Below are 16,652 nucleotides of genomic sequence, written 5' to 3'. Positions count from 1 at the left end.
CGGGACACCCTCGACCTCACCTCCCCCACCCTGGACACCGACCGGCGGTGGCGGGACTACGACACCATCATCAACGCCGCCGCCTACACCGCCGTGGACACCGCCGAAACCCCCACCGGCCGCACCACCGCCTGGGCCAGCAACGTCACCGCGACCGCAGCGCTCGCCCGCATCGCCACCGACAACGGCATCACCCTCGTCCACATCTCCAGCGACTACGTCTACGACGGCACCCACACCGGCGAATACACCGAAACCGACCCGATCAACCCCCTCGGTGTCTACGGGCAAACCAAAGCCGCCGCCGACACGATCGTTGCCACCGTCCCCCGCCACTACATCATCCGCACCAGCTGGGTCATCGGCGACGGCAACAACTTCGTCCGCACCATGGCCACCCTCGCCGAACGCGGCATCAACCCCACCGTCGTCAACGACCAAACCGGACGCCTCACCTTCACCACCGACATCGCCGCCGGCATCCACCACCTCCTCACCACCCCGGCGGCCTACGGCATCTACAACCTCACCGGGACCGGGCAACCCACCACCTGGTACGACATCGCCCGCCACGTCTACCAACACACCGGACACAACCCCGACCGCGTCACACCCGTCAGCACCGAGCAGTACTACGCCAACACCACCGGACCCATCGCACCCCGACCCTGGAACAGTCTCCTCAACGTTGACAAGCTCACCGCAACGGGATTCATGCCACGGGACGCGGCGAAGGGCCTCGAGACATACCTTTCGCAATAGTTCCTGTTGATGACGTCTTACACTTCTCCCCGGGCGGAACTCATCGTCCGGAAACGGAACGACTGAGTGGCAAGCAGCACGGTGTCACGCCGGCAGTCGACACCTGTCGGCCGTCATGTGCGTGCGGATATTCAGGCCCTTCGAGCGGCGGCGGTGCTGGCGGTCGTCCTCTTCCATCTCTGGCCGGGCGCCCTTCCCGGCGGGTACGTCGGCGTGGACGTGTTCTTCGTCATCTCGGGCTTCTTGATCACAGGCCAACTCGTACGCTTGCGTTCCGAGAACCGACTGCGGCTGCCGCAGTTCTGGGCCGCCCGGGCGCGGCGCCTTCTCCCGGTGAGCTTGTTTGTGCTCGCAGTTAGCGTCGCGCTCACTGTTGTATGGGCGCCCCCGACTGTTCAGGCTCAGTATCTGCGATCGATCATCGGGAGTGCCCTGTACGTCGAGAACTGGTTTCTCGCCGCGGACGGTATCGACTACCTCGCGGCGGACAACGCCCCGCCGATCGCGCAACACTACTGGTCGCTATCCGTTGAAGAGCAGTTCTACCTCCTCTGGCCGCTCCTCATCCTTGCTGTGGCGGGGCGAGCAGTGTTCGGCGCAGGAACGCGCCGACGGCTCTACATCGTCCTTGGAGCTGCAAGCGGACTCTCCTTTGCCCTGAGCGTGACCCTGACCTTCGTCAGTCCGCCGTACGCATACTTTGCGACCCCAAGTCGCATATGGGAGTTCGGTCTCGGCGCTCTGCTCGCCCTCTCGCCAGCACTCACCCTTCGACGAGCCTCGCGTGTGGCCATCTGGGTGACGGCGTGGGGGGCGATCGTCGCATCGGCTCTCTTCTTCGACAAGTCGACCCCATTTCCTGGATTTGCGGCGCTCCTGCCGACCGTGGGCACCGCGGCGATCATCGCAGCCGGACCGCACCTCGGCGTCCGGCGGCTCGACCGGGCCGTAACAACACGGCCTATTCAATGGATCGGCGACCAGTCGTATGGGATCTACCTGTGGCACTGGCCTCTCATCGTCATCGCGCCTGCGGTCGTGGGGCCGGATGTTGACTTCTGGGAACGCTTGACGATTCTCGCTCTGACGCTCGTCGCGGCTGCTCTCACTACGCGCTTCGTCGAGGATCCCATTCGATTCCACGAGCGTGCCCGTTCAGCTCGTCCGCGCACCGTCGCGGCGTTCTCCGCGATCGCCATGGCGATCGTCATCACGATGGCCGTCATCCCGCTCGGAACTAACGCGGTCGCCGCGTCGCAGCGGGAGGCGGAGGTGGCGGAGCAGCTCGCAGCCCCGAGCGGTTGCCTCGGCGCGAGTCTCCTCTTGGAGAGCGAGTGCGCCGACCTCGGTGACGAGTCGATTCCAACAGACGAACTGGTCCCGGCACTCACGTCTTTGTATGAGGACACGGGCGGAGCGTTCGCGTGCTACGACCAACAACCTTCTGCGACGCTCTCGACCTGCACCTTAGGATCGGACGCCTCCGACGCGGTCCGTGTAGCCGTCACCGGCGACTCCCACGCCGCCATGCTCATTCCCGGACTCCGAGACCACGCAGAGCGCCTGAATTGGCGCGTGGACACCTTCGTCGGGCGCGGGTGTGTATGGCAGGACGCATCGACAGCGGGTGCCGAGTGTTTCGAGCGGCAGGCGGCGCTCGAGCGAACCCTGGCGTCCGGAGAGTACGACGTAATCCTTGTGGCGCGATGGAATCGAGAAGAGGATGCAGAGGCGCGTGCCGCCGCGGCTGACGGTATGGCAAGAGCCTGGACGGAAGCCAAGGAGCGCGGCTCAACGGTGATCGGTCTTATCGACAACCCCACGGTCCCCGAATCGTCGGCCACGTGTCTCGCGGCCGAGGCGGAGTTCAGCTCGGACACATGCGCCTTCGCACCGGACTTTGATGCTTCGGCGGAAGACCCGATCCGCGCGGCCGCGGCACTGTCGGATGCCGAACTGATCGACTTTTCATCAGCGTACTGCCGAGACGGCAGCTGCCCGATGGTAGCCGGCGGAGTGGTGATCTACCGCGATCTGCACCACATCACGGCGACCTTCAGCCGGACGCTTGCGCCCTATCTCACCGAGGAGATTTCTGCGGTTCTGGGTACGCAGTGACGGCGTGCTCGGCCCGCGGCGTGACGAGCTCCGTAACTGCGGCGACGACGACCGCCACGACTGACACCGTGAACACGGCGTGCACCGCTATCGACACGCCATATGGCAGCGGCGACCAAGAGTAGATGGCGTCCAGCCGCTCGAGAAAACTCGCCCCTGTTGCGCCCCACGAAGAGAAGATCGCGATAAGAATGCGCCAGAGAGTCGCGGCCAGCCCCGCGGCGAGAATCGCACTGAGGGCGACGCGCTGGAAGGAGTCGCGGAGGACGATGCTCGCGACGAGCGCAAAAGCCGCGGCTGCCCCGATCAATGCGGGGTAGAGGTAACGTCCCTGAACGCCCGCAGCGACCCCGGTGACAACGGTGTAGCGGTAGGACTGGACGGCGACGATAGTAGCCATGACAAAAAGGGGCGCGGACAGCACGAGCGCGTTTGCCACCGCACGACGGTGCCGCTTGCCTCGCGCGAGGAGAACAACGAGAACCCCGACATACAGAAGCGTGACCGCGGCCGCAAGACTCACTCCGATGGCACCGACCGTCGGTCCGTTCGCCCCGAGCCAGTACCGAGCGAAGAAGCGATCGACGAAGGTGTGGAAGTAGATCGGCCACGCGTCGACCCACGCCAAGGGCCCGTCCTGGAGCGCCTGGCCGTGCCCCGATGGCTGGAGGGTGCCGTAAATGAACAGATTTCGCACCCACCACCACCACCCTGTCGCCGATACGACGACCATCGTCAGGAGTGGACCGACCACCGGGCGCAGAGACCCGCGGCGCACAGCAACGAGCAGGTACGCCGATCCTGCTACGGCCGCGATCGGAAGGGCGAACGCCTTGGTGAGGAGAGCGATGGCGAGCGCGACACCGATCCCCACCGAGGTTCGAAACCGCAGGTCTCCGGTCAGGACGCATCCCACACCGAGCAGAGCCCATGCGGATGCGGCGACGAGCAGATTGTCGTTGTTGACCGACGCTGCGACCACCTGCACGCCCGGGATAAGAGCCGTCGAGGCTGCGGCGGCGATCACCATCAGGCGTGATGCACCGAGCCGGCGGGCGAGAGCCGCCGCCAAGAGAGGCAATGGCGCGATCAAGACGACAGAGAGGAACCTCCACGCCCAGATCTCGAGGTCGAAGGGGAGGTCCCCCGGCGCCACAAGCTCGTGCAACACGGCCAGCCCGGCGTAGTAGAGCGGCGGATGTTGCGACATCTGATTGAGCGTCGTCGCGCTGAGATGATTTTCCGGTGTCGTCAATTCTCGGAACGACGGTCGCTCCGGTCGCGGTTTCGCCTCGTCAACGGCAAACGGTGATCCCCCGATCTCCTCAGCGGCGCGCATCGCCGAAAGCATGAGCGGCATCTCTTTGAAACCCGGCCAAGCCTGAAACTCGTGGGCATAAAGCACGGCGCTCACATGCGCGCGTTCGTCCTGAGCCGTCAGAGTTGCGCGGCTGAACGTCCACAGACTCATCGTCGCCACCATGAGTGCACAGAGGAGCCAGACAAGCGCGGGCAGGCCTCGGAAGAGAGGTGTGTGGTTCACCGGAGATGTGGCCGGGGGCATGGATCTCTCAGACGCGGTCACCGGTCCATCGTAGGCACGACGACCTGGGCGGACGCTCCCTGTAGCCTCGTGGAAGCCACCCCACCGCCGGAGTCCCTGATGCCGCCTCGCGTTTCCATCATCACCAGAACAAAAGACCGACCTGTCTTTCTCCTTCGCGCGCTGAGAAGCGTAAGAAGACAGACATTCTCAGACTGGGAGGTCGTCGTCGTCAATGACGGCGGAGACCGTTCGATAGTCGACGACGTGATCATCCGCTCCGGAATCGACGCAAGGCGTGTTCGCGTCATCGATCACCCTGTCAGCCGGGGCCGCTGGGAGGCGGCGAACGCTGGTGTGCTCGCCGCCGCGGGAGAGTTCATCGTCTTGCACGATGACGACGACTCTTGGGCCGAAGCGTTTCTCGGCGCCGCTGTCGCATATCTCGACGAGCACCCGGACCGCCGAGGCGTGGTCTCTCGAATCGAAATCGTGTGGGAACAGCGGGTCGGTGACAGAATCGAGGTGCTGGGGCGCGAAGAGTTCCTCCCCGACGCGGTTGCGCCGCTCCTCATGGATCAGCTGCAGTTCAATCGATTCGTTCCGATCGCCTTCCTCTACCGGCGCACGGTACACGACGAGGTGGGCCTTTACGACGAAGACCTCCCTGTCGTGGGCGACTGGCTGTTCAACACCAAGGTCTTGCGGCTCGGCCCCCTGGAGTACCTCGCAGGAGACCCTCTGGTCTACTGGCATCAGCGCCCATCGGCTACCGGCGTCGACGGCAACAGCGTCATCGAGTCGGGCAGGGAGCACGCGCTGCACGACGCTCTGGTGAGGGATTCGGCGCTGCGCGAATCGATGGCGCGCGATGGGGAGGGGCTAGCCCTCTATCTGACCCGCTACATCGACAAGCGAGTTGCCGAGACCGAGTTCGCCATTCGCGCGGACCTGCGCGCGATCCGCGACGAAGCCACCAACCCGCTGTTCGTGGGAGCCCGCCGGGCGTGGCGACAGCTTCGGCGCCGTCACTGAACACAGCCGGGTATGATCGTCCGGTGACGCCTGGACCGACCGTGCTCGTCTTCCCAGCGTGGCGGTCGAATCCGTACCTGAATATGCTCAGTCTTTCTGCGCGCGCCAGCGGTTATCGCTTCGACGGTGAAACGGAGTTCTTCGGATTTCTGCGAGCGATACGACGTCTATCGCGCGGCGATATCGTTCACGTGCACTGGACGTCTCCGATCGCGCAGGCTGCCCTCAGCGGTCGGGAGGCGAGGGGACGAGTAAACCGCTTCGTCCGAGCTCTGCGGCGTTCGAAGCGCAGAGGCGTGAAGCTTGTCTGGACCGTCCATAACCGGCTCCCCCATGAGCTGGACTATCCGGACGACGAGACGCGAATCTACGGCTCTTTGGCAGAACTCTCCGACGCGATCCACGTGATGACCCCCGACACGGCAAACGTCATCAAGGATGTGACAGAGCTCCCGCTCGCCAAGATCCGCGTCATCCCGCATCCGAGCTATCAGGGTATCTACGACACAGGCATGTTTCGTGACGATGCGCGTGACCATTTCGGGTTGACCGACGAGGAAGTCGCAGTGCTCTTCCTCGGACAGATCCGTCCCTACAAGGGCGTCACAACGCTACTCCGCGCCATCGAGCGAGCCAATCGCAGTGACGGGAAGCGCCTCGTACTACTTCTTGCCGGACACACGACCCCGACTTCCCTCGCCGAGTTGGAACCTGTCCTTCCCGAGCGTGTGCGAACGATCACCCACCTGGATTTCGTCCCTGACAGTGAGATTGCAACCTGGTTCCAGGCAGCGGACGTCGCTGTCTTCCCCTATCGTCAGATCTTGAACTCCGGAAGCGTTCACCTCGCCGCGACGTTCGGTGTCCCTGCGCTTCTCCCACGCGAACCGCACCTCGAACTCCAATACGCGGGGCAACGATGGGTATCACTCTTCGACACCGTCGACTCGGAGGCGTCGCTGGCGGAGCACCTCGGTGATCCTCGCCTCACGGGCGACGTCACTCGTGAGGACTTTCGCGCCTACATCGACGCGGTTTCACCCTGGCGTGTCTCCGCGCTCTACAAAGAGCTCCTGGACGCACTCACGCGCCCCGCGGACGAACCAATCGCCGGAGCTGAGCGGCAACAATGATCAGTGCCCGCCGGACCGCGCGGAAGACCCGTCCGCGCCGGCGGTACAGTACGACCACATCGCGGTGGCGCTCATAGATGAAGGAGTCGAATACCGAATACTCCGGCAACGGCGGCCTCGAGTCGATGCTCACGATCCGACCGTTCTGACGCAGACGCAGGCAAGGCTGGAGTTCGGTCAGTAGGGGGAGAGCAGTCCGCCGGTAATCAGCGGTCCACTGCCAATGAGAAGTTTGGTGGCCTTCACCGACCTCCCGACTCCAGCTGACGGAGGACGGGACTACGACGCGGGCCTTGCCGGAAAGATCCCACAGCACCGGCTCGCATTCGGCGCCCGAGAGGTCGCTTTGGCCCTCGACCGTGAGACGGGAGCCTCCCCGCAGTGCGCGAACGACGCCCCCCGCCTGTGCTCGCCCAGGGACGACGTCGAGCAGGGGCACCTTACCGCCGTCGAGGTCCGCGATGGAATCAAGCACCTTACGGCCGAACGCGGCGCCCGCCGTCTCCGCGGCGTACGCCCACAGGCCCGCGTCCCTGCGCTCGGGAATGTCCGCCTGAAGTGCTCGCCGGGTGAGCCAGCCGACCCTCTCACGGGACTCAGCACGACGGGGGGTTTCAACGAGAGTCGTGTAGGCGCGGAGAAAGTCCGCGAGGTCGCCCAGGTCCGGAGTCAGAAACCCGGTTTCCCACTCCCCCGCCACTTTCGCCGCAGCCCAGCGCCCCTGCGCACCGAGCGACATCGTCAGGACTTTCAGGTCTCCGACGCTCGAGGGTGGCGGGCCCGCATATGTCAGGAGCTCGCGGAGGAGTTCAGCGGCTCGACGTTCTCGATCGTCATCCGCCCTTTGCGCAGACGCAAACTTCGCCACGTGGACGAATCCGTCGCGGTCCCAGATCAGACGCGAGTACGTCGATGTGAGCGCCTCATCGCCCATCGCGGAGATCAGACGCGCGCAGGCAAGCTCTTGGGTGAGATAGCTCAGCATGGAATCAGTCGAATCCGCCCGTGCTGTCATCGACGTCGATCCGGGCCGTTCTCGGTACAGGTAGACGACCGAATCGATGATGTCGACGGCCCCCGCGCGCACGTACGCCTGCGTCATTGGCACGATGTCATTGGAGCGGGGGACGTCCGGGAAAGCGAGTGCTTCACGCACCCAGAAGTCACGCCGAAACACCTTGTTCCAGCACGGTCGGGACAGGATGAGAGTGGGCTCATCGACGAGTCGCCGTCGCTGTGCGGGGCGGGAGAACGCCGCCATGGTCGCCGTCGGCCGCCACGTGTCCGTCGGCGAGAATTTGAGGAAGTCGCCGAAGGCGATGTCAGACCCACTTGCCTCGAGGGAATCAACGAGCGCCCGATACGCACCGGCGGGGACCAGATCATCGCCGTCACAGAAGGCGATGTAGCGCCCTCTCGCCTCTTGAACTCCGCGATTGCGCGCCGAGCCGCCGCCGCGCGCAGCGGCACGGATGAGCCGAACTCTTGAGTCCTCCGCAACGGCGAGGTTCACGAGCGACAGGGTGTCGTCCTCAGATGCGTCGTCCACCACGATGATCTCCATGTCGGGGAGATCCTGCGCAAGCACCGATCTGAGGGTCTCCTCAATCCACGGCCCGACGTTGTGGGTTGGAATGACGACGGAGAGCGATATGGCGGGAGGTTCAACCGGCAACGTGCTCGACCGCCTCGTCGATGACCCCGTCAAAGACCTTCTTGCCCTTCCGGATGACGATGCCTCGGCGACAGAGCTCCTTGATCATCTTGGTGTCGTGACTGACGACGACCATCGTCACGCCGCTCGCGGTGAGTTCGCGAATCTTCGCATAGCACTTCGCGCGGAATGGGGCATCGCCGACGGACAGCACCTCGTCGACGAGGAGGATGTCGACATCGACGTGGATCGCTACGGAGAAGGCCAGACGCATGAACATGCCCGACGAGTAATGCTTCACCTCTTGGTCGATGAACTCGCCGATCTCGCTGAACGCGACGATATCGTCGAACCGCTCGTCGATGTCCTTGCGGCCCATCCCGAGGATCGCGGCGTTGAGGTAGACGTTCTCGCGACCCGACAAGTCCGGATGGAAGCCGGCCCCGACTTCGATGAGCCCTGCGACGCGACCACGGGTGTAGACACCGCCCGCGTCTGGCTCAAGGACTCCGGAGATCAGCTTCAAGGTCGTCGATTTGCCGGAGCCGTTCAGTCCGAGGATGCCGACGGCTTCGCCTTCGCCGATCTGGAAAGAGATGTCGTTGAGAGCGGTGAACGTATCCGCCCTCACCTTCTTGCGCTTTATCCAGCCGACGAAGGCCTCCTTGAAAGAGTGCGTATTGCGGCGCAGGAAGCGCTTGGAGACATGGTCGACGACGATGCAGGGAGGCGTCGCCGTCTCGGCGATCAGCTGGCTCATCACAGGTCCTGTGCGAAGGTTCGCTCGAAACGGCGGAACGTGAGCTGACCGGCCACCAACGCCAGAACGGTGACGGCGACGGCCGTGAGGGCGGAGTAGCCGAACCAGTCGGGAAGCGCATATGCCGAATCGGTGGTCGGTTGCCAGAAACCGGCATGGAACATTTCCACCGCGACGGTGATCGGATTGGACATGTACAAGAAGAAGAGCCATTCGTGATTTCGCAGCGCCTCGGCGACGAGGGCCCACGTGTACAGCACTGGGGACGTCCATGTGGAGAACATCTTGATCAGATCGACGAAGTTCTGCGCGTCGCGAAAGCGGACGTTGAGGCCGCTGAAGAACAGGCCGAGCCCGAGCGAGAATGCCACGACGAGCAGAATGCCCAGGACGACGCCGATCAATCCGATCACGCTGGGTGCCCACCCCACGAGGAGACACACGGCCAGGAGTATGACCAGCTGCGGCAGAAAGTGGACGAAGGCGACGATGATGGCGGCGATTGGGAACAGCTCACGCGGCAGGTAGATCTTTTTTACGAGAGCTCGGTTGTCGACGATCGCGTTTGTCGCGTTGCCGAATGCTTCATTGAAGAGATTGACGACCACGATGCCGGCGAACAGGTAGATGGCGAAATTCTGAACATCGCGGTGGAACTGCAGGATGATCCCCATCACGAAGTAGTAGATGAGGAATTGCGAGGCGGGCTTGACGTACGACCACACCCAGCCGAGAACCGAATTCCGGTAGCGGGTCGCTGTGCCCTTCCTCACCAGAAGCCGCAAAAGGTAGCGCCACTGAAGGACATCGAGCAGCCCGCGTCCGCGGCCTGGTACGTCGAAGTCAGCGACGTCGAGACGGGTTCCTGCCGACAATGCTCACACTCTCTCCCGGGGCGCCCTTGCGGGCCAAGGGAAGATACTACTGGACCGTGCTGAGCGGAACTCCGACTCAGCCGGCGAGTGCCTTCGCGGTGTCGGATCGTAGGACCCAGTACTCGCCGTCAGTCAGGCGCAGCTTCAACCAGTCACCCGCTGCGGTCACGGCAGTTGCCGTGGCGACCGTGCCTGCCGCGAGGGCGGCCGAGCCGGATGCACAGTCACCATAAGGCGCCGTCCGCGCCACGGTGTCCACAGTGATGATATACGTCAATCGAGCCGGCTTCGCATCGCTCGGAGCAGGACAGGTTTCGCCCGTCGTGGCATAGCGGACCGAAGCGCGCGGAACCCACAGCGATCCCTCCTCGAGGTTGAGCCGCAGCCAATCCCCTGCTCCCGTCACCTCGGTCGCAACCGCGGTCCGGTTTGATGGCACCGTCACCGCTCCGGTGCCGCACTCGGGATATGGCGCGGTGCGTGCCGTTTCTTCGGCCAGGAACGTGTATACCTTGTGCGCTTCTCGCGTACCGGAGACCGGGGCGCACGACTCGGCAGCAGTGGCGTAGCGGACGGCATCCCGCGGGACCCACAGCTCCGATGATCCCAGCCGAAGTTTGAGCCAGTCGCCTGCCGCCGTCACCGCTGTAGCCGTCGCAACCTGGCCGACGACGACTTCAGTGCCCCCCTCGGAACACTCTGGATACGGTGCAACCCGCGCCGAGGTGGCGGCGATCACTGTGTATGTGAGCTTCGCTCCGCGAGCGTCCGCGGGCTGCAACTGGCACAGTTCCGATACCGAGATTGCGCGTGCAGAGATCCGCGGCACCCACCGCTCGCCATCCGGCGAGTCGACGCGCAACCACTCTCCGGCAGCCGTGCTCTCGCTCGGCCTCAGGATGGAGCCGGCCGAAAGAGCAAGAGATCCCGCGGTGCACTCGAGAGACGGTGCACTGTAGGCGCGCCCCTCCCCCTCGACCACGTAAAGGCGAACAGCCGCTCGCGACGTGCCAGAGAATTCGCACAGATCGGCTGACCCGGTCGCTGTCAAGTGTGCACGATTGACCCACTTCTCCCCGTGCGCCGTTGCGACCTTCAGCCAGTCTCGCGCCGCGTTGGCCCCGACGGCTCGGACGATCGTCCCGCCGCTCAGACTGACATGTTCAATCCCGCAACCGGTGTCCGGCGCAGCCCGCCCCGACGTCCCTGCTGCGCGGATCGTGTAAGTGAGCTTCGCCGCGCCGGTGTCTCCCGGGACCACACAACGCGCCTGCGCATCGGTCGCCTTGATAAGCGCGGCTCGATCGATCCAGCGGTCACCACCTTCCAAGCGAACCTTGACCCAGTCGCGAGTCGCGTTGACAGCGAACGCCTGAACGACAGTTCCGGTGGGAACATCCGTCGTCGAAACGGCACAAGCAGCGTTCGGGACAATCCGTCCTGCGGTGTCCGACGTCACTAGATACGCATACTGTGCGGTCCCCGTACCGCCCGGCAACGCACATGCGGTCTCGGACTCCGACGCATAACGTACGTACTCCCGGGCGACCCATCGATCGCCCGACTCGGTGTTCACCCGCAGCCAACCATCTACTACTGCAGTCGCCTGAACCACCGTGCTCTGCGGAAGCGAGAGCACCCCGCGCCCGCACGAGGTAGACGGTGCCGATCGGGCGTTGAGGCTCGACGGTGTGACGACGTATGTCTTGAACGCTGACTTCAGGTCGCTTGGGACCGCGCACGGATCGACGGGGGGCGCCTGCGCGGACCCGAACCAGTCGGTGAAGAAGTTGTAGAAGTTGCGGTTGCCGTATGCGGAGCAGCCGTCGCCCGTGCCGTAGCCGGCGCGGAGCGCGGCGACGTTCGGCTGATACGGGGTGTAGTAGTAAAGGTTCGCCGTGGCCTGGTTCTGGATGTAGACCGGCGAGGAGCCGCAGGAGTGATTCGGGTTGTAAAGAACGTTCCATGTCTTCCCCGGGGCGTACCAGGTGAAGTACTGGCTGGTGCCGGCGGGGTTCGCGTAGCGCTTGAACTGCCAAGCCGCGCCGTAGACCTGATTGAAGAAGCCGTAGTACCGGGTGTCGCACGCGGCGGTGTCGGGGCACCCCTGGCCCATCGCGATCGTGTAGCGCCACTCGCTCGGCCACGTGTGTCGGACGAGACCCTGCTCCTTCTCGAGAGTGGCGAGGATGACCTGCGGGTTGATGCCGCACGCCTGCGCAACCTTATAGATGATGCGCGACGCCCGCTCGCGCACGCCGCCCGAATAGGCGCCGCACATGGCATCCGCCGTCGTCGTGCGTGACGTGTCGTACCAGTCCTTGAGACAGGTGTATCCGGACTGGCAGTTCGGAACGCGAGCCTCGAGGAAGGCCTGGATCTGCCCCTCGGTCATGGTCGAGCTGTTGAAGAACGCGGCGTCCGAGATGATGTTGCCCGGCTGGAACTTCGTCAGATCAGCGGAGGGTACGTGTGCGGACTTCGCGTAGGTGACGGGGGCTGCGACCGCGGTCGGGACGGGGGCCAGCGGCCCTGCCACGAGCGCTATCCCGGCGACCACCGCCGCGATCCAACGTGAAACTGCTCTGCGTCGTGCGGGGAGTCGGGCGCCAGGCATGTGAACAGTGTGACGGATGTGACGAATGAGTACAACAATCGCCGATATCGGGCCCGTTCGACACGCCGAAGTCAGCGTTCTTGCGGATGTCGTTCAGAGTTCGGCGTGCAGGTGCCAGACCTTGTCGGCCGCTTCGCTCCACGAGAAGGCCCGGCCGCGGTCGTCGGCCATCACGGCGAGGCGCTCGGCCGCCTGCGTCGAGCCCAGCGCCCGCGACAGGGCGACGCCGAACGCGTCGCCGGCGGCTGCGGCATCCGTCACATCGATGAGCTCTCCCCCGTCGGCGACGACGTCGCGATGCACCGAGGTGTCGGCCGCGAGGACGGGCACCCCGAGCGTCAAGGCGTCGAGGACGCGCCAGGGGAACGCCGTGCGCGTGGCCGGGGCGACGAACGCCAACGCCGCGCCGAACACCGCAGCGCGGTCGGCGGTGTCGAGGGATCCGCGCACGTGGACGCGCCGTTCCGGAACGCCGGCGGCCTCGGCGAGCTCGGCGACGGCGGGCTCTTGCCCCTCGGGCACATCGATGACGACGACGGGGTGATCGACACCGGATGCCGCGATCCCCGCGAACCCGGTCGAAAGGCCGGTCGAAGCGTGGGTATCGCCGCTCAGCAGCACGAAGCCCTCGGGCAGGTCCATCTCGCGCCGTCGGCCGATGTCATCGGTGGGCACGGCGAAACCCGCAGGCGCGGCGCCCGCGATGACCCGCACGCGATCGCCGAGCTTGGCGAGCGAACGCAACCGCTCGGCCATGGAGTGGGTGGGGGCGACGATGGCGTCGGCGTGCTTCGCAGCGCGCTTCAGCATCGCCTTCTGCCAGCCGACCGCGAGGCGCGAGAGCTCATCCGGCGCCTCCCACGCCCGCAGGTCCCACACCGTGACGACGGTCTGATCGCCGTCGTGCGTGCGGTCGTGCTTGACGAGCGGCGCGAAGAGCGTCGGCGCGTGGATCATTCCGCCGCCGATCCCGGTCGGCGCTCCCAGCTGCAGAGCCGTCGCCAGCTCGCGACGCGGCAGTCCCGCGCGACGCACGTCAGCGAGTCCCGCAACGACCGCGGACTCGGCATCCGTTCCGCCGGGCACGATCCCCTCAACGACGCAGCCGCTCGGCGCACCGTCGACGAGTGCCCGGGCGAGCTCGCGCGACGCCTCGGCGAGCACCGGGGAGGTGGGAGCGACGACCTGGTCGAGCATGACGCGGAGGGTGGCCACCATCGCTCAGCCCTCCGGCGTCGGGGTCGGGGTCGGCGGATACAGCGCCTGCTGGATCAGCTCGCGGATGTAGGGGTAATCCGGGTTGTACTCGTCGATGCCACCCTGGGGTGTCAGCTCGATCGTCGTGACCGGGAGCTCCCGCGCCTTCAGCGCCAGCTCCGACAGCGTCGGCAGCAGCTCGTCGGGGATGTCGGTCTCGACGAGATCCGCCCCGGCAGCGGCGAGCTGCTGGAAGTTCGCGAGCACCGTCTGCGGCGTGAACTGGGCGAGGATCGCCTGCTGGAGGATGCGCTGGCGCTCCATACGGTCGAAGTCGCTCGTGGTGTAGCGCGAGCGGGCGTACCACTGCGCGGTGTCGCCGTCCATGCGCTGCAGGCCCGGTTCGATCCAGCCGATCGCCCACTCGTCCACGGGCTGACCGTCGTAGGCCGGGCCGCCGCCCTTGGGCAGACGCTCGGCGACCTCGATCTCGACACCGCCGAGGGCGTCGACGAGCGCCGCGAACCCGTGCATGTCGACGAAGACGTAGTACGGGATCTCGATGCCGAGGATTCCCTCTGCGGCATCCTTCGTCGCCTCGATGCCGGGCGCCGAGCCGTTGCCCGCCGCATCCGGGTACAGAAGCGAGCCGTCCTGGCAGACTTCGACCTCGGTGCGGAGCTGGTTGATGCCACTCCCCCATCCGCAGGTCGGATTGGCGAAACCCTCGTGTCCGTTCGGGTAGGTGTCCTGCATCGGACCGGGGGCGAACGGGAAGTTCGGCATGTCGCGCGGGATGCCGGTGATCGTCGTCGCGCCGGTCTCGGCGTTGACCGAGACGACCGAGATGCTGTCGAAGCGCATGGAGTCGCGCCCCTCACCCGAGTCGGCACCGAGCAGAAGGATGTTGTAGTAGCCGTTCGAGGGCGGGACGACCGGGCCGCCCTGCCCGAAGATGTCGCCGAGCGTCGTGCGCGTGGTCCCGGCGAGCGTCGCGCCGTACGCGGCGGTGCCCCCCGAGACGACGAGGAGGACGATCGCGAGCACGGCGATCCCCACCCGCGCGAACGGCGCGGTCTTCACGAGGCGGACGAGCCGCAGCGTGTCGACGGTGAGCACCGCCCACAGGAGGGCGTAGCCGGCGAGCAGAACCTGTGCCGCCAGGAGGAAGAAGGGGTTCGTCCCGAGGACGAAGAGGACCCCGGGCCACAGCGCCGCCGTGACGACGCCGGCGATGACGAGCAGCCACATCGCGAGCGTTGCACCGAGGCCGATGCGCGCGAGGCGGCGCCCACCCGCGACGGCCTGCGCCGAGCCGGGGATCAGGAAGTTGAGCCCCACGAGCCACCAGCCGCGGCGCGACATCAGCGCGCGCGAACGGGTGTCGGGGAAGCGCATCGGGCGCTCCTGGATGAGGCGCGTGCGGGACGCCCCGGCGCGCGGGCGCGTGATGTCGGCGACGCTCACAGGGACTCCTTGAGCCGCCGGTTCTTCTCCTCGACCTGCGCTTCCAGCGATCGCGCGTAGTCCTCGAGTGCGTCGGCGACCGCGGGATCGACCGCGCCGAGGACGCGCGCGGCGAGGAGACCGGCGTTCTTCGCGCCGTTGATCGACACGGTGGCCACGGGGATGCCGGCGGGCATCTGCACGATACTGAGGAGCGAGTCGAGACCGTCCAGCGTCGCCAGCTGCACGGGCACGCCGATGACGGGCACCGGGGTGACCGAGGCGAGCATGCCCGGAAGGTGCGCCGCCCCTCCGGCCCCGGCGATGATCGCCTTCAGCCCGCGGGCACGCGCCGAACGGCCGTACGACATGAGCTTGTCGGGGGTGCGGTGGGCCGAGACCACCTCCACCTCGTGACGGATGCCGAGATCGGTGAGGATCTGCGAGGCATCGCTCATCACGCGCCAGTCGGAATCGGATCCCATGACGACGCCGACCAGCGGCTCGTCGGAAGAGTGCAGCGGCCGGGTCACCCGACAAGGCTAGGGCGAGAGGCTGGACAATCCCCGCAACGGCGCGGAAGACCGGCGAACCCCGGGAAGAATCCGATGGGTGGCGGCGTTCGCCTCTCGAGTGCCCCGTCCCTCCCCCCGACCTCAGGAGCCCCCGTGACCCCGGCCACCACCACTGACACCGACGTGAACACGCTGCTGCGCGCCCGCTACGGCGACGCCGCTCCCGAGCTGACCGAGGCCGGCCTCCTCGAATCGCCGGTGCTCGCGCAGCTGCTCCAGCACCGCTCCGTCCGCCGGTTCACCACCGAGCCGGTGACACCCGAGACCGTCACCGCTCTCGTGGCCGCCGCGCAGTCGGCCGCCACGTCGTCGAACAACCAGGTGTGGAGCGTCGTGGAGATCCGCGATGAGACCGCCCGGACCCGGCTGGTGCACGAGGCGGGTGGGTCGTCCTTCGTGGCGGATGCCCCGGTGATCCTCCTGTTCGTCGCCGACTGGGCGCGCGCGGCGGCGATCGCCGACCAGCACGGCGAGCCTGCGGAAGCTGCGGACTACCTCGAGTCGACCCTCGTGGGCTTCGTCGACGCCGCCCTCGCCGCCCAGAACGCCGTCGTCGCCGCCGAGGCCCTCGGGCTCGGCACCTGCTATCTCGGGTCGCTCCGCAACCACCCCGAGGTCACGGCGAAGATCGCGGGGCTCCCCCCGCGCTCCGTCGTCGCGTTCGGCGTCGCCGTCGGGCATCCCGACCCGACCGACCGCGCCGGCATCAAGCCGCGTCTCGCCCCGCACGTCGTCCACGGGATGGAGACCTACCGGCCGGTGGAGCCGACGGATGTCGAGGCCTACGAGCGCGAACTCGCGGCGTACAACGCCACCCAGGGCCGGGCATCCGGGTGGGTGCGTGCGGTCGTCGGGCGCGTCAGCCGCGTCGCCGGCCTCCACGGGCGCGAGCCGATGCGCGCGTGGCTCGAGGCGCGCGGGCTCCCGTCGCGCTGAG

The 16,652-nt window shown here is 66.2% G+C and carries 13 protein-coding genes; 5 read left to right on the top strand and 8 right to left on the bottom strand.

Annotated elements, in window-relative coordinates:
- Together AB0O93_RS11440 and AB0O93_RS11435 are read left to right on the top strand one after the other, a co-directional pair.
- Positions 1 to 762, top strand: a 762-nt coding sequence (locus AB0O93_RS11440; protein ID WP_363343413.1) for an NAD(P)-dependent oxidoreductase, incomplete at its 5' end; no start/stop codon positions are given.
- A 66-nt stretch (positions 763 to 828) separates the two neighbouring features.
- Positions 829 to 2,880, top strand: a complete 2,052-nt coding sequence (locus AB0O93_RS11435; RefSeq protein ID WP_363343411.1) for an acyltransferase family protein — start codon at positions 829 to 831, stop codon at positions 2,878 to 2,880.
- Here the strand turns inward: AB0O93_RS11435 and AB0O93_RS11430 are convergent.
- Positions 2,843 to 4,351, bottom strand: a complete 1,509-nt coding sequence (locus AB0O93_RS11430) for a glycosyltransferase family 39 protein (RefSeq protein WP_363343409.1) — start codon at positions 4,349 to 4,351, stop codon at positions 2,843 to 2,845. The genes AB0O93_RS11435 and AB0O93_RS11430 overlap by 38 nt on opposite strands.
- Here AB0O93_RS11430 and AB0O93_RS11425 point away from each other — a divergent pair.
- Positions 4,295 to 5,458 (top strand): glycosyltransferase, encoded by a 1,164-nt coding sequence (locus tag AB0O93_RS11425; RefSeq protein WP_363343407.1) that lies wholly within the window; start codon positions 4,295 to 4,297, stop codon positions 5,456 to 5,458. The genes AB0O93_RS11430 and AB0O93_RS11425 overlap by 57 nt on opposite strands.
- A 23-nt stretch (positions 5,459 to 5,481) precedes the next feature.
- Positions 5,482 to 6,591 carry a glycosyltransferase gene (locus AB0O93_RS11420; protein WP_363343405.1) on the top strand — a complete coding sequence of 370 codons (1,110 nt, stop codon included), beginning with the start codon at positions 5,482 to 5,484 and terminating at the stop codon, positions 6,589 to 6,591.
- On the opposite strand, the gene AB0O93_RS11415 is transcribed toward AB0O93_RS11420, so the two are convergent.
- From AB0O93_RS11415 to purE, 7 genes are all read right to left on the bottom strand, one after another.
- The gene (locus AB0O93_RS11415) at positions 6,542 to 8,266 is read right to left on the bottom strand and encodes a glycosyltransferase family 2 protein (RefSeq protein ID WP_363343403.1); all 1,725 of its coding nucleotides are present in this window, start codon (positions 8,264 to 8,266) and stop codon (positions 6,542 to 6,544) included. The genes AB0O93_RS11420 and AB0O93_RS11415 overlap by 50 nt on opposite strands.
- Positions 8,256 to 9,005, bottom strand: coding sequence for an ABC transporter ATP-binding protein (locus AB0O93_RS11410; RefSeq protein ID WP_363343401.1), 750 nt, complete (start codon positions 9,003 to 9,005; stop codon positions 8,256 to 8,258). The genes AB0O93_RS11415 and AB0O93_RS11410 overlap by 11 nt, the downstream gene beginning before the upstream one ends.
- Positions 9,005 to 9,880: an ABC transporter permease gene (locus AB0O93_RS11405; protein ID WP_363343399.1), complete on the bottom strand. Its 876-nt coding sequence runs from the start codon at positions 9,878 to 9,880 to the stop codon at positions 9,005 to 9,007. The genes AB0O93_RS11410 and AB0O93_RS11405 overlap by 1 nt, the downstream gene beginning before the upstream one ends.
- Positions 9,881 to 9,956: 76 nt before the next feature.
- A complete protein-coding gene (locus tag AB0O93_RS11400) occupies positions 9,957 to 12,419 on the bottom strand; it encodes an SH3 domain-containing protein (protein ID WP_363343397.1) in 2,463 nt (820 codons plus the stop codon).
- Between the two features lie 171 nt (positions 12,420 to 12,590).
- Positions 12,591 to 13,715, bottom strand: coding sequence for a glycosyltransferase (locus AB0O93_RS11395; protein WP_363343395.1), 1,125 nt, complete (start codon positions 13,713 to 13,715; stop codon positions 12,591 to 12,593).
- A 3-nt stretch (positions 13,716 to 13,718) separates the two neighbouring features.
- Complete coding sequence (locus AB0O93_RS11390; RefSeq protein WP_363343435.1) at positions 13,719 to 15,092, bottom strand: LCP family protein; 1,374 nt, start codon at positions 15,090 to 15,092, stop codon at positions 13,719 to 13,721.
- Positions 15,093 to 15,157: 65 nt separating this feature from the next.
- Positions 15,158 to 15,625 (bottom strand): 5-(carboxyamino)imidazole ribonucleotide mutase, encoded by a 468-nt coding sequence (gene purE, locus AB0O93_RS11385; protein WP_363343433.1) that lies wholly within the window; start codon positions 15,623 to 15,625, stop codon positions 15,158 to 15,160.
- 183 nt (positions 15,626 to 15,808) lie between these two features.
- Here purE and AB0O93_RS11380 point away from each other — a divergent pair, with 183 nt between their 5' ends.
- A complete protein-coding gene (locus tag AB0O93_RS11380) occupies positions 15,809 to 16,651 on the top strand; it encodes a nitroreductase family protein (RefSeq protein ID WP_363343393.1) in 843 nt (280 codons plus the stop codon).
- Position 16,652: the final 1 nt, after the last annotated feature.

Source organism: Microbacterium sp. NPDC077184 (assembly GCF_040687055.1).
GTDB lineage: Bacteria > Actinomycetota > Actinomycetes > Actinomycetales > Microbacteriaceae > Microbacterium.
The sequence above is the reverse complement of the archived record's forward strand: the minus strand, read 5'-3'. Positions and strand labels throughout refer to the sequence as shown.

Coding starts and splice junctions, on each gene's coding strand:
- purE (WP_363343433.1), bottom strand. CDS start 15,625: ATGGGATCCGATTCCGACTGGCGCGTGATGAGCGATGCCTCGCAGATC.
- AB0O93_RS11395 (WP_363343395.1), bottom strand. CDS start 13,715: ATGGTGGCCACCCTCCGCGTCATGCTCGACCAGGTCGTCGCTCCCACC.
- AB0O93_RS11430 (WP_363343409.1), bottom strand. CDS start 4,351: ATGAGTCTGTGGACGTTCAGCCGCGCAACTCTGACGGCTCAGGACGAA.
- AB0O93_RS11425 (WP_363343407.1), top strand. CDS start 4,295: ATGCGCGCGTTCGTCCTGAGCCGTCAGAGTTGCGCGGCTGAACGTCCA.
- AB0O93_RS11390 (WP_363343435.1), bottom strand. CDS start 15,092: ATGCGCTTCCCCGACACCCGTTCGCGCGCGCTGATGTCGCGCCGCGGC.
- AB0O93_RS11410 (WP_363343401.1), bottom strand. CDS start 9,005: ATGAGCCAGCTGATCGCCGAGACGGCGACGCCTCCCTGCATCGTCGTC.